This window comes from Stenotrophomonas forensis, from assembly GCF_028752115.1.
Classification (GTDB): Bacteria; Pseudomonadota; Gammaproteobacteria; order Xanthomonadales; family Xanthomonadaceae; genus Stenotrophomonas; species Stenotrophomonas forensis.
This window is the reverse complement of record NZ_CP082270.1, coordinates 3,806,103-3,818,373: the sequence shown is the minus strand read 5'-3', so window position 1 is coordinate 3,818,373 and position 12,271 is coordinate 3,806,103. Positions and strand designations below refer to the sequence as shown.

General features: G+C 62.7%; 10 protein-coding genes. 6 read left to right on the top strand and 4 right to left on the bottom strand.

All coding sequences use genetic code 11. The features are described 5' to 3' along the window. Positions 1 to 116 precede the first annotated feature (116 nt). The 3 genes from K5L94_RS17570 (at position 117) to K5L94_RS17560 (ending at position 3,708) form a co-directional block, all read left to right on the top strand. A complete protein-coding gene (locus K5L94_RS17570; protein WP_080374954.1) occupies positions 117 to 743 on the top strand; it encodes a DUF3304 domain-containing protein in 627 nt (208 codons plus the stop codon). Positions 744 to 919: 176 nt separating this feature from the next. After that, positions 920 to 2,905 carry a T6SS phospholipase effector Tle1-like catalytic domain-containing protein gene (locus K5L94_RS17565; protein WP_274510985.1) on the top strand — a complete coding sequence of 662 codons (1,986 nt, stop codon included), beginning with the start codon at positions 920 to 922 and terminating at the stop codon, positions 2,903 to 2,905. Between the two features lie 416 nt (positions 2,906 to 3,321). Beyond that, positions 3,322 to 3,708, top strand: coding sequence for a hypothetical protein (locus tag K5L94_RS17560; RefSeq protein ID WP_274510983.1), 387 nt, complete (start codon positions 3,322 to 3,324; stop codon positions 3,706 to 3,708). Between the two features lie 195 nt (positions 3,709 to 3,903). Here K5L94_RS17560 and K5L94_RS17555 read toward each other — a convergent pair whose 3' ends face one another. The 4 genes from K5L94_RS17555 to K5L94_RS17540 all read right to left on the bottom strand — a co-directional run bounded on the left by K5L94_RS17555 (position 3,904) and on the right by K5L94_RS17540 (position 7,434). Continuing rightward, positions 3,904 to 4,362: a pentapeptide repeat-containing protein gene (locus K5L94_RS17555; RefSeq protein WP_274510982.1), complete on the bottom strand. Its 459-nt coding sequence runs from the start codon at positions 4,360 to 4,362 to the stop codon at positions 3,904 to 3,906. Positions 4,363 to 4,629: 267 nt separating this feature from the next. After that, positions 4,630 to 5,292 carry a dephospho-CoA kinase gene (coaE, locus tag K5L94_RS17550; RefSeq protein WP_274510981.1) on the bottom strand — a complete coding sequence of 221 codons (663 nt, stop codon included), beginning with the start codon at positions 5,290 to 5,292 and terminating at the stop codon, positions 4,630 to 4,632. A gap of 11 nt (positions 5,293 to 5,303) precedes the next feature. Continuing rightward, a complete protein-coding gene (locus tag K5L94_RS17545) occupies positions 5,304 to 6,167 on the bottom strand; it encodes a prepilin peptidase (protein WP_274510979.1) in 864 nt (287 codons plus the stop codon). 7 nt (positions 6,168 to 6,174) lie between these two features. Then, complete coding sequence (locus tag K5L94_RS17540) at positions 6,175 to 7,434, bottom strand: type II secretion system F family protein (RefSeq protein ID WP_274510978.1); 1,260 nt, start codon at positions 7,432 to 7,434, stop codon at positions 6,175 to 6,177. A 355-nt stretch (positions 7,435 to 7,789) separates the two neighbouring features. Between K5L94_RS17540 and K5L94_RS17535 the strand changes: the two genes are divergently transcribed. From K5L94_RS17535 to pilB, 3 genes are all read left to right on the top strand, one after another. Next, the gene (locus K5L94_RS17535) at positions 7,790 to 8,206 is read left to right on the top strand and encodes a pilin (RefSeq protein WP_053450612.1); all 417 of its coding nucleotides are present in this window, start codon (positions 7,790 to 7,792) and stop codon (positions 8,204 to 8,206) included. Between the two features lie 101 nt (positions 8,207 to 8,307). Then, positions 8,308 to 10,422 carry a sulfatase-like hydrolase/transferase gene (locus K5L94_RS17530; protein ID WP_180879205.1) on the top strand — a complete coding sequence of 705 codons (2,115 nt, stop codon included), beginning with the start codon at positions 8,308 to 8,310 and terminating at the stop codon, positions 10,420 to 10,422. Positions 10,423 to 10,486: 64 nt separating this feature from the next. After that, a complete protein-coding gene (gene pilB / locus K5L94_RS17525; RefSeq protein WP_274510977.1) occupies positions 10,487 to 12,217 on the top strand; it encodes a type IV-A pilus assembly ATPase PilB in 1,731 nt (576 codons plus the stop codon). The last annotated feature ends 54 nt before the right edge of the window (positions 12,218 to 12,271 follow it).

The following is a 12,271-nucleotide window of genomic DNA, read 5'->3' as shown; positions in this document are numbered from 1 at the left end:
TGCACATGGTGGCCGCGCATGAAGTACGCGGCTCGTTCCCGGTGGACTTGGTGGATGGCGCGAACTGCGAGCAGATCATCTACCCCAACCTGCGTCGTAGACGAGGGTGCGTTTGAATGAAGGGCGTTGAGCGAATGGCCGTGGTGAAAAAGGTGTTTGTCAGGATTGCACTGATCGGGCTTGTGCTGTTTGCCTTGGCGGGTCTGGTGCTGAAGTTCATGGATTTCAGGATGGGTCCACCACCGCCCAGTCCTCCGAAGCCACGCATCATTGACGCTGCGTCTGGCCACGATATCACCGACGCGCCGTCAGAAATGCATCTGATGATTGGAGTTGCGAACTACTCTGATGAGGGATTAGGAAAAGTCTTCATCAATGATGCGTGGGGTGGTGCGATGCGTGCCCGAGCCAGTAGCAATGGCCGAACCTGCTGCGTGACGCTTCCTCGGCTTTGGCATCCGGGCCTGAAAGTAACGGTTGCTTACCGTACGAGTAGCATGTTCCTTAAGGATCCGCATAGCTATATTGAGAAGGAGATTTTTGTGCCGCGCTACAAGCCCTTCTTGGATGGTTTCATCTTCTTTATGTATTTCCCTGGTGATGAGGTGAGGGTCATAGCTACGCCATATTTTCCGGGATTCCCTAAATTTGCTTACGATCTTGATTTTGCCGACAGCGAGCGTGATCCAGAAAAGATCAATGGATTTCTTGAGGTGACGGCAAGGGGCGGGGTGACAGAATGAGAGTAAATGTGGCGCCTCCGGTGTCAGATCCTTCGGCGCAACTCAGTTTGACTGAACTAGGGAGATACTCCTCTTCCCGTATGGGGACTGAAACGGATTGCGGAGTAGACGTGTCAATGGGCTGCTTCTTCGATGGGACTCGTAATCACAGGCTGGCATCGAAGAAGCGTAAGGACATGAGCGAGAGCAATGTGTCTCGACTCTTCGACGTCTATGATCTAGGGCGAGCCAAAGGAATTGGTCGTCGGCCAACCAATTTTGCGAGCTACATCCAAGGCGTCGGCACCGAGGCGCTGAGAGAAATTGGCGACACCGGCACCGGCTGGCATGCCCGTGCCGGCGCGGCGGCGGGCTGGGGCGGCGAGGGTCGGGTGAATTGGATGCTGATGAAGGTCCAGGACCACCTCTTGACCCATTTTGCAGAGACAACCGTCACGACCGCGATGGGCTTCGATTCCACCGTCCCCATCGCGCGCAAGATGAGTGCCGATCTCCGCTTGCACCTGCAGGACGTAGAGCGCTTGGCGCAGGCGGCGCGGATGTCGCTGTCCAACTACCTGGCGGTCAACCAAGGGCAGGAGGAAATCGATCTTCGCAACTCGCTCAGCGGCGGCTTCTGGAACATGGTGGGCGCGTTACAGCGCGTGCGTGGCACTCATCTCGCGCGCGCCGATCACATAGCGCGGCGGGCAGTCTTGCAGGAGCGACGCGCTTTTCTTGCGAAGAAGGTTGCGCCGTTCCAGAAGCAGAATCCCCGTGTAGACCGCATCCGTATATCGGTGTTTGGCTTCTCGCGCGGCGCTACCGAGGCGCGCGTGTTCTGCAACTGGCTCGGCGATGCGTGCGACCCAGGCCCCGGGCCCCTGCGCTTGTGTGGAATTCCGGTGCAGATCGATTTCGTCGGCTTGTTCGATACGGTCGCGTCGGTAGGTGCCGCGCAGAGCTTCTTTGAGTCGATGTTCGATGGCCACGGTGGTTGGGCGTCGGCCGAAGACCTGCGCATTCCAGCCGATGTACGCCGCTGTGTGCATATGGTGGCTGCGCATGAAGTACGCGGTTCGTTCCCGGTGGACCTGGTGGACGGCGCGAACTGCGAGCAGATCATCTACCCCGGGGTGCATTCGGATGTGGGCGGCGGCTACACGCCCGGTGAGCAGGGGCGTTCGCCGAAGGATGCCGACAAGCTTTCGCAGATTCCGCTATGCGACATGTACCGGCATGCGCTGGCAGCAGGGGTGCCGTTGCTGCCGATGGACGAAGCGGATAAGGAAACCGCCGCTCAGTTCGAGGTCTCCCCGAAACTACGCCAGCACTACAACGCGTACCTGCAGGCGATGGCGCCGTTCCTGCCGGCCAGCACCCCCGCCGCCAAGGCCAACCGCACCGCGGTGCTGATGTATGCCCATTATCGCCAGTACCTGCTGTGGCGTCGGCAGCATCTGGATGACTTCGATCGCCTGCCGGGCTACCTGCAGGCGCCTGCGCAGGACCGCGCGGACCTGGGCGGCGGCAATGCCGAGCTGGTGCAGGAGGCGCGGGCGATGCGCTACAACAACGCCACGGCCCGCCTGCGCACCGAAGAACCTTTCGCTGCCCACCACGGCATGGCCACGCCGCCTCGGTTCCAAGGAATTCCCGTGCAGGATTTTGTGCAGTCGAGGTTGCGGGGCAAGAAGGAACAGCAGTGGCTGGATGGCCAGATCCAAGCGATCTGGGACTCGCGGCAGGCCCCGCCGGTGCCCGTGGCAGCGTTTCTGGATGGCTACGTGCACGACTCGCGGGCATGGTTCAAGCCGTTCGGGCTGGACGATGACGAGTGGGTTCACGTGCAGCGGCGCGAGCGTGAGGCGTATCAGCAGCGGATGCGTGAGCTGGATGCGATTGAGCGGTCCCATCGGCAGGAGCGCGAGCGCATGCAACGCTCCGGGCAGATGTTCCAGCCGCGGGTGCCGTTGGGAATGTCGGTGCAGGAGCTGGAAGCGCTGACTGACTGGCGGCAGCGCCCCGACGACTTCGATGAAGCATTGCAGCTGACCGGGCGCGAGTACCACTGGCAGTGGGGCTATCTGCGCTGGCGCACCTGCTATCTCAATCCGCCCGGTGTGACAGTGGCCGAGGCATCTGCGCGCAGGTCGCAGCGTGCGGAGGAGGCGGCCGCCTAGTGCGCGCGCGAAGTGTCGTAACCGGCGTGCTCGGCGCTACTGGTGTGCCTCAGCGCCGAGGTGCATCGCGACACCCGTGTGATGCGTGCCGCGCGTCGGGCGTGCGTCGTTGCACGAATCCTTGCAGTGGCGATTTCCCCTACAGAAATGCGCTTCGTGAGGTGGCGTGATGGCTGGGCCGGGGCGGGTGCCCTGGCCGGGATTGGCGTCCTGAAATCAACTCCAAGATGGAAAGCTTCCGATGCCCTGCACGGCGTCGCGGACAATGCACCGCGTCTGTCTTATGGCGGACGGTGCGTGGGGATTCGTCAGGATCCGCCGGAGTTTTCATCCATCTGGGAGTTGTCCGGTACGCCAACCCGCACCGTCCGCCACCTTGCTTCTGCAGGTGGCTTGCCGTCTGCGAGGAACTCACCATGTCCGCACGCCCCGAATTTCCCCATCTATCCGCCCTGATTGGCGATGCCGTCAACCGGCTGCCTGCCAATGCGGCCGAGCGGCTCGAAGCCCTGCTCGATGACCCCGAAGACCTGTTGCCGGCCCTGCTGGCCCGCATGGATGGCCATGACGGCCCGGATGGCCGGCGGTGTGATGCGCAGGGTCTCAGCCCCGCGCAGGCCGTAACCCGGGCTGGGCTTGGCCGTACGTTGGCGGGCTTGGATGTGCTGGTCCAGGTGCTGCACGCCGCTGCAGCCGCACGCGAGCAGGGCGGTGCCCACCAGCAGCTCAGCCCGGATGTGGTTGATGGTTTGCTGTTGGGCGCCCGAGAGCTGGTCCGCCACGCGCGCCTGCAATTGGAATAGATCCGCGCGGTGCGCACCTGGATGAGGCATTGAGCCTGTTGAGATCATAACCAGCGCCGGACAAGGCGTTCTCGGCGCCGGTGTGGACCGGACCTGCGAATGTCAGTGGCGCTGCAGAGCGCGGCCTCTTGATGTTTTCGAGTTGCATTCGCTGCACATCAACGGGCTGCGACGGCTTCATCCTTCATGTCTCTTTCAACCCGATGATTTCAACAGCCCTCGTTCTTCCGGAAGGAATCCCGGGGGGAACAAGGTCTTGTCGTCATAGAGTGCCCCGGTGAGAATCGCGCCATCCAGCACGCTTGTGCTCAGGTCTGCACCTTCCAGTTGCGTGCTGCCGCCCAGATTGTCACGGCCCAGATTGGCCCCCGACAGGTTGGCGCCCCGCAGGATTGCGTCTTGCAGGTCTGCGCCACGCAGGTCGGCGTGCTGAAGGTTGGCATCTGTCAGGTCCGCCATGAAAAGTATCGCCCAGTACAGGTCGGCACCTATCAAGCTTGCGCCTGATAGGCATGTCTGCATGAGGATCGCACCTTCAAGTTCAGCGCCGTCCAGATTGGCGTTCGCCAACATGGCCGAGTCCAGGTCAAGAATTCCAGATGTGGGCGGGACTGTAAAAATGACGTTTCCGCTGAGGTCCTTTATCTCTTTCATGATCCGGCTCCGCTTGCGGCTCCCGCAAAGACATGAAGTAATGGTGAGTGGGCTTCTGTCTTCGCGCCAGGTGAGGGCTTTTTCAGAAGGCACTACTTTCACCCATGGTCCGTTGTACTTTCCATATGGCCTTCATGCGGGTGATTTCACCAGCTTTGTGCCCTCAGGAACAGTGCCATCCAGATTGGTTTTCTTCAGGGGCGCGCAGCCGATGCCTCCGACGCGTCTGCAGCAGAGCAGGGACGAGCCATGGGCAGATTGCGCCGTTTACGCCAAATCCCTTTGGAGACTGCCGAAACGTCCTGACTGAACTTCGCGCTGTTCCGCCGCTGCAGCTATATACCGCGCATGCAGCTGTTCTACCTGCACCTGCAGATCCTGCGGCTGCCCATCGTTGACCACCACGTCATCGGCCAGCGCCAACCGCTGCGCACGGCTGGCCTGCGCGGCAATCATCCGGTCGGCCAGTGCGGCGTCGATACCATCGCGCTGCATCAGCCGCGCGTGTTGCACGGCTTCGGGGGCATCCACCAGCAGTACCCGGTCCAGCCATGGGTAGGCCTGACGCCCGCCCACCTCGGTCAGCAGTGGAATGGCGGCAATCGCATAGGGGCTGGTGGCCTGCTCGCACTGCTGTTGCATCAGCAGGCGAATGGCCGGGTGGGTGATGGCTTCCAGCGCCACCCGTTCGGCCGGGTCGGCGAAGACGTGGGCACGCAGGCGCGCCCGGTCTAGGCTGCCGTCGGCCAGCAGCATGTCAGCGCCGAAGCGTTCGGCGATACGGCCCAGCGCCGGGCTGCCGGCGGCCACCACGGCGCGCGCGGCCAGATCGGCGTCGGCCACCACGATGCCCAGCGCCTCGAAGCGCCGGGTCACCTCGCTCTTGCCGGCGGCGATGCCGCCGGTCAGGCCAACCACATACCGGCTCATGGGGATTCCCCTCAGCGCAGCCCGCTCAGGACCAGATACTGCTCCACCAGTGGCTCGCCCCACATGAAGTACAGCCAGCCGGCGATGGCCAGGTAGGGCCCGAACGGGATGGGGGTAGCGCGATCACGGCCCCGGCTGTACAGCCAGATCGATCCGATGATGGCGCCCAGCACCGAGGACAGCAGGATGATCGGGAGGATGCCCTTCAGCCCGCACCATGCGCCGAGGGCCGCCAGCAGCTTGAAATCGCCATGGCCCATGCCCTCCTTGCCGGTCAGCTGCTTGAACAGCCACCAGACCGCCCAAAGCGACAGATAGCCCAGCGCTGCGCCGATCAGAGCAGGCTTGGCCGGCATGTACAGGTTGTCGATGCTGCCTATCAATCCCAGCCACATCAGGGGCAGGGTCAACTGGTCCGGCAACAGCTGGGTGCGCAGGTCGATGCCGGACAGGGCGATCAGGAAGCAGGTCAGCACGATGGCACCGAAGCCCTGCCAGCCGAAGCCGAACTGCCAGACACAGGCCAGCACCAGCAGCGAGGTCATGGCCTCCACCAGCGGGTACTGCAGCGAGATCGGCGCCTTGCAGTGGCGGCACTTGCCGCCCTGGATGATCCAGCTGAACAGGGGGATGTTCTCGTACCAGCTCAGCTTGTGCTTGCAGTGCGGGCAGTGCGAAGGCTCGACCACGATGCCTGGTGGGGGCGGCTCGTAGTAGTCCGGTTCCTCCAGGACCTCGCGCGCATCGCGCTTCCACTGCCACTCCAGCCGCTTGGGCAGGCGCAGGATGACGACGTTCAGGAAACTGCCCAGCAGCAGTCCCAGGGCGGCCGCGGCGGGGTAGCCGAGGCCGGGATGCTGGTCGAGAAAAGCCATGTATGTGTTATCCGACGACGGCGCCGAGTTTGAAGATGGGAAGGTACATGCCGATGACCATACCGCCAACGACCACGCCGATGAAGACCATGATCATTGGTTCGAGCAGGCTGCTCAGGGCGTCAACGGCGTTGTTGACCTCCTGCTCATAGTACTCGGCCACCTTGAACAGCATCGCATCCAGGGCGCCGGCCTCTTCGCCGATGCCGGTCATCTGGATGACCATGTGCGGGAACAGGTTGAGCTGCTTCATCGCCATGTTCACCGGGTAACCCACCGAGACGTCGTCTCGCATGCGCAGGACGGCCTCCTCGTAGATCTTGTTGCCTGTGGCCCCCGCGACGATACCCAGGGCCTCCACCAGCGGCACGCCGGCCTTGAAGGTGACGGCCGTGGTACGGGCGAAGCGGGCAATGGCGCTGTTGTTCATCACTTCGCCGATGACCGGAACCTTCAGAATCAGCCGGTCCATCGTGTGCTGCATCTTCAACGAGCGTTTGTAGCTCATGACGAGGGCAACGACTGCTCCGATCACTACCGCAGCAATGAGCCACCACCACGACACCATGAACCGGGACAGATTGACGATCATCTGCGTGAAGGCGGGCAGTTCCGCGCCGAAGCCGTGGAACACTTCCTCGAACTGGGGAACCACGAAGATCAGCATGATGGCGCTGACCAGCAGGGCGACGACGACCACCATGACCGGGTAGAAGAGCGCCTTCTTGATCTTGCCCTTCAGGGCTTCGATGTTCTCTTTGTAGGTTGCTACCGTGTCCAGCACCGTTTCCAGGACACCCGCACCTTCGCCCGCCTTGACCAGATTGCGGTAGAGCTCATCGAACTGCACCGGGTACTTGCTGACGGCTTCATGCAGGGATGAGCCACCTTCGATGTCAGTCCGGATGCCATCGACCATCTTCTTCATGCGCGGGTTCTTGTGCCCGCTGGCAATGATGTCCAGTGCCGAGACGATCGGTACGCCGGATTTCATCATGGTCGCCATCTGGCGGCTGAAGAAGGCGATGTCCTTGGCGTTCACCGCTTTGCCGGCCGAGCCGAACAGAGGTTTCGGCTTGGGCTTCACCTGGCCGGGGTTGATCCCCTGCCGCCTGAGCTCGGCGCGCAACAGGTTGGCGTTCTTCGCCAACTGCTCGCCTTTCATCTTTACGCCCCGCTTGTCGGTCCCCTCCCAGACAAACGGTTGCAGCTCCATGGTGCTACGCGCCACGGGCTCTTTCTTGATCGCACTGCGACTGACAGACATGTTGGCTCCCCAAGACCCGCCATCCCCAGGCGGGCATCTAGCCGTTGATGGTAGCGGGTTCATGCCCATCTGGGCAGTTGGCGGGCGGCCCAGCGTGCGATTTCGTGCCGGCGGCCGGCCAAAGGTGACGCACTGCGTCACATTGCCGCGTCCATCGCAGATTCGGATATGGGGGGTTCCCATCCGCAGAATTGCTGCCATCATGGGCGCGGGGAAATCCAGGGGGAGGCGTGCCGGGGTTGGCACGCAACCTGCGTTGATCCACCCGCAGGGGGCAGGACCCGCTCAACCGGCCGCTGGCCGGACCGAACCTGTCCGCTGAAATCAACCACCACTATCTTGGGGATGTACCACAATGAAGAACCAGAAGGGCTTCACCCTTATCGAACTGATGATCGTCGTCGCGATCATCGCCATCCTGGCCGCCATCGCTCTGCCGGCTTACCAGGACTACACCGTCCGTTCGCGCGTCTCGGAAGGCGCCGTGCTGGCTTCGGGTGCCAAGGCTACCGTCGGTGAGAACATCGCCAACGCCGGCGGCACGATCGATGACACCGCCTGCAATGGCGTTGCCACCTTCACCACCGCGACCAAGAACACCGCGAAGCTGGAATGTGCCAGTGGCGTCATCACTGTGACCGGCACCGCAGCCGCCAAGAATGTCGCGCTGCAGTTCGAGCCGAAGTCGGCCAGCGCCGGCATCACCTGGACCTGCACCTCGACCGCTGACAACAAGTACCTGCCGGCCGAGTGCCGCAAGGCTGCTCCGTAATCGGCCTGTTGGACTGATTGCCCAGGCATCCGTGCCTGAGGAGCCAGTAGAAGAGGGCCCTGCATGCGGGGCCCTTTTTTTTTCGAGAATGAGGTAGGGGGATGAAGGGGATCGCCGTCCGCCAGTACGTGGCGGCCGCTTTCATGGGGTTGATCCTGCTGGGGCAGCAGGTCCATCAGATCGCGGATCGTTTCGGCAACGAGGGCTTGCACGCCCGTACCGATCTCATGCAGCAGTTCGCGACTGAATTGCTGGAGGAGCGCGGGTTCGCTGCCAAAATCACCTTGTTCGTGCTTTTCGCGATAGGCAGCCATCTTCTGCTGACCGTTGGCGGTATGTGGGTCTATCGTCGGGCCTGCAGCCAGCTCCTGCCCAAACGGCGGGACGCATTCTGGCGCAGTCTGCTGTTTGTGAGCGTGGTCGTTCTGCTGGCGATGTTCGCCAATCGATGGCTGTATCCACAGTCGGCTTCCTTCGTGGATGCAGAGTTGCTGATGATCCAGTGGCTGTCGCCATTGCTTGTAGGTGCCTGCATCGCCGTGGTGGCGATCGCTGTACTGTCCGCGCTGTATTCCCTGTTGCGCAGCCGCCGCAACCTGTTCGCCGCCGGATCCCTGGTTGCCCTGGCTGTCTGCCTCGGGGCATGGGGTTGGAATGGCGGCGTTCGGGAGGGCATGGATGAGAACAGGCCGGATGTGATCATTCTGGGGGTGGACTCGCTTCGTCCGGACTATCTGGCTTCCTACGGTGAGTTTCCCGGCGGACTGGCTCCTGCCATCGAGCAGACGCTGGCCGGTTCGGTCGTCATGGATGATGTACGCACGCCACTGGCCCGGACGTTTGTCTCCTACAGCAGTACCTTGACCGGAATGAATCCGCTCAAGCACGGCGCGCGCTTCAATCTCTATCCTCGCTCGGAATTCTCGCGCGACCAGAATCTTGCCTGGGATCTGAAGCGGCACGGCTACTTCACCATGCTGGCCATGGATGAATCGCGCTTTGCCAATTTCGACCAGAGTTTTGGCTTCGATAGAACCGTCGTCCCCACGGTGGGAGGGCTTGATTTCGTCGTTGGCGGCAGCTTTGACTTCTTCGCAACCAATCTCCTGCTGGCTGCGCTGCCCGCTTCAGAGCCGCTGAGCGTGGTCCAAGGCAATCGCGCTGCCTACCGCAGCTATCGCACCGCGGACCACCCCGCCCGCCTGATCGGTGAATTGCGGGATGCGCCGGCTGACGCGCCACTGTTTCTTGTCAGCCACCTCTGCCTGCCGCATTGGCCCTATCTGCCAGGCGGGATCCGTGAGGACAGGTCTCTTGACTGGGTAGGCAAGGTCAAGGGGTATGAGGATTCACAGTCCCAGTATCTGAACGCGATCAGGGCAGTTGATGGTCAGTTTGAGGCGCTGATCGATGAGCTGCGCCGCCTGCGGCGTCTGGACAACGCGATCCTGGTTGTCATGTCGGACCACGGCGAAGACTTTGCAATGCGCCGTGACCAGTTCAATGACAACGACGCCAACCAAGCGGTGGGCGCATATGGCCATGGCAGCTTCGCGCTGTCGGACGTGCAGAACCACGTGGTGATGGCGATACAGCAATTCCGCAATGGCCAACCGGTCTGGACGCATCGGCGGGTTGCGGGACCTGGCTCAGTGATCGACGTTGCGCCCACGATCGCCGAACTGGTCGGCCTGAGGCGCGACCGCTACGAAGGGCTCTCGTGGTTGCCTGCGATACGCCAGAACGAGGATCTTCCAGGCAATCGTGTTCGTTTCATGGAGAACGGCCTGCGCTCCACGGGCGTTGAGCGAGCGCACATCAATGAAGGCCAGGTGGCACAGGAAATGTCCTACCTGTATCGCCTGACGGAAGATGGTCGTTTCGAGGTTCGCCCGGACCTGTTGCCGGAGAAGCTCCGCGAGAAGCAGCGCGGAGCGATTCTTGGGCGATGGGGCGTGATGACCGATCCGGCGTCTGGCAACGCTCCGGGGGCCCGGCACTGCTGGCGGGTGGTGGACTATGAGCGGCGAACCATCGCCTGCACGCCATACCCCGCGCCTGAGCCTGCCATTGCCGATCTGCAGCGTGAAGTGTGCGAATACTATCGTGAAGACGGGGACTTCCATGCGGCCTGGTGTGCCTCGGCGGCCCGTGCAGATGGCCGCCGGCCTGCGGGTCCGTCAGCAAGCGTGGAACGACAAACCGGTAACATGTAACCGGCTCTTTGCCATAGGCGCTGATGTGCAGCGCTGGAAGGGCTGAATGAATCAAGAGGGCACTATGAACACCGCTACCACCGCCAACCTCGTCGGCATCACCGGCCTGGCCCGCCGCCTGGTCCAGGATGGCGCCCTGGATGAAGCGGGCGCACGCGATGCGATGGCCAAGGCTGCCGGCGCACGCCAGCCCCTGCCAACCTGGTTCGCCCAGAACAGGGTGGTCGGTGCCGCGCAGCTGGCCGCGGCCAATGCGGTCGAGTTCGGCATGCCGCTGTTCGATGTCTCCACCTTCGACGCCAACCAGAACGCGATGAGCCTGGTCAGCGAGGAACTGCTGCGCAAGCACAACGTGCTGCCGCTGTTCAAACGTGGGGGCAAGCTGTTCGTCGGTACCAGCAACCCGACCCACTCGCTGGATGAGATCAAGTTCCACACCAATCTGGTGGTGGAACCGATCCTGGTGGATGAAGACCAGATCCGCCGTACGCTGGAGCAGTGGCATGCCAGCCACGACACGCTCGGTGACGCGCTGGGCGGTGACGACGAAGGCATGGGCAACCTGGAGGTCTCCGCGGGTGACGAGGACCTGGGCACCGGCGGTGATTCCGGCATCGATGCCAAGGGCGACGACACCCCGGTGGTGAAGTTCGTCAACAAGGTGCTGGTCGATGCCATCCGCAAGGGCGCCTCGGACATCCACTTCGAGCCCTATGAAGACGACTACCGGGTGCGCCTGCGCATCGACGGGTTGCTGAAGATGGTGGCGCGCGCGCCGGTGAAGCTCAATCAGCGCATCGCCGCGCGCCTGAAGGTGATGGCGCAGCTGGACATCGCCGAGAAGCGCGTGCCGCAGGACGGCCGCATCAAGCTCAACCTGTCCAAGACCAAGCAGATCGACTTCCGCGTGAGCACGCTGCCGACCCTGTTCGGCGAGAAGGTGGTGCTGCGTATCCTGGATGGCAGTGCGGCCAAGCTGGGCATCGACAAGCTGGGCTACGAGCCGGACCAGCAGAAGCTGTTCCAGGATGCCATCCACAAGCCCTACGGCATGGTGCTGGTGACCGGCCCGACTGGTTCGGGCAAGACCGTGTCGCTGTATACGGCGCTGGGCATCCTCAACGACGAGACGCGCAACATCTCCACCGCCGAAGACCCGGTGGAAATCCGCCTGCCCGGCGTCAACCAGGTGCAGCAGAACAACAAGCGCGGCATGACCTTCGCGGCGGCGCTGCGCTCGTTCCTGCGCCAGGACCCGGACATCATCATGGTCGGCGAAATCCGCGACCTGGAAACGGCGGAGATCGCGATCAAGGCGGCGCAGACCGGCCACATGGTGCTGTCCACGCTGCATACCAACGATGCGCCGCAGACCATCGCGCGCCTGATGAACATGGGCATCGCGCCGTACAACATCACCAGCTCGGTGACGCTGGTGATCGCCCAGCGCCTGGCGCGCCGCCTGTGTGGCAACTGCAAGCGCCTGGCCACGCTGCCCGAACATGCGCTGCTGGCCGAAGGCTTCACCCAGGCGCAGCTGGATGCAGGCATCCAGTTGTACGAGGCGGTCGGCTGCGACGAGTGCACCGAGGGCTACAAGGGCCGCACCGGCATCTACCAGGTGATGCCGATGACCGATGAGATCGCCACGATCGTGCTGGCCGGTGGCAACGCGCTGCAGATTGCCGAAGCGGCGCAGCAGATCGGCGTGAATGATCTGCGGCAGTCGGCATTGAAGAAGGCGGCTGCGGGCATTACCAGCCTAGCCGAGATCAATCGCGTCACCAAGGATTGAGGTAGATCCACGCCATGCGTGGATGCCGCGATGCATGAGGTTGCCGGCCAGCGG

What these genes read in the sequence shown, in the direction of transcription:
- K5L94_RS17560 (WP_274510983.1), top strand. Translation starts at nt 3,322, where the DNA reads ATGTCCGCACGCCCCGAATTTCCCCATCTATCCGCCCTGATTGGCGAT.
- K5L94_RS17530 (WP_180879205.1), top strand. Translation starts at nt 8,308, where the DNA reads ATGAAGGGGATCGCCGTCCGCCAGTACGTGGCGGCCGCTTTCATGGGG.
- K5L94_RS17570 (WP_080374954.1), top strand. Translation starts at nt 117, where the DNA reads ATGAAGGGCGTTGAGCGAATGGCCGTGGTGAAAAAGGTGTTTGTCAGG.
- K5L94_RS17545 (WP_274510979.1), bottom strand. Translation starts at nt 6,167, where the DNA reads ATGGCTTTTCTCGACCAGCATCCCGGCCTCGGCTACCCCGCCGCGGCC.
- coaE (WP_274510981.1), bottom strand. Translation starts at nt 5,292, where the DNA reads ATGAGCCGGTATGTGGTTGGCCTGACCGGCGGCATCGCCGCCGGCAAG.
- pilB (WP_274510977.1), top strand. Translation starts at nt 10,487, where the DNA reads ATGAACACCGCTACCACCGCCAACCTCGTCGGCATCACCGGCCTGGCC.
- K5L94_RS17555 (WP_274510982.1), bottom strand. Translation starts at nt 4,362, where the DNA reads ATGAAAGAGATAAAGGACCTCAGCGGAAACGTCATTTTTACAGTCCCG.
- K5L94_RS17535 (WP_053450612.1), top strand. Translation starts at nt 7,790, where the DNA reads ATGAAGAACCAGAAGGGCTTCACCCTTATCGAACTGATGATCGTCGTC.
- K5L94_RS17540 (WP_274510978.1), bottom strand. Translation starts at nt 7,434, where the DNA reads ATGTCTGTCAGTCGCAGTGCGATCAAGAAAGAGCCCGTGGCGCGTAGC.
- K5L94_RS17565 (WP_274510985.1), top strand. Translation starts at nt 920, where the DNA reads ATGAGCGAGAGCAATGTGTCTCGACTCTTCGACGTCTATGATCTAGGG.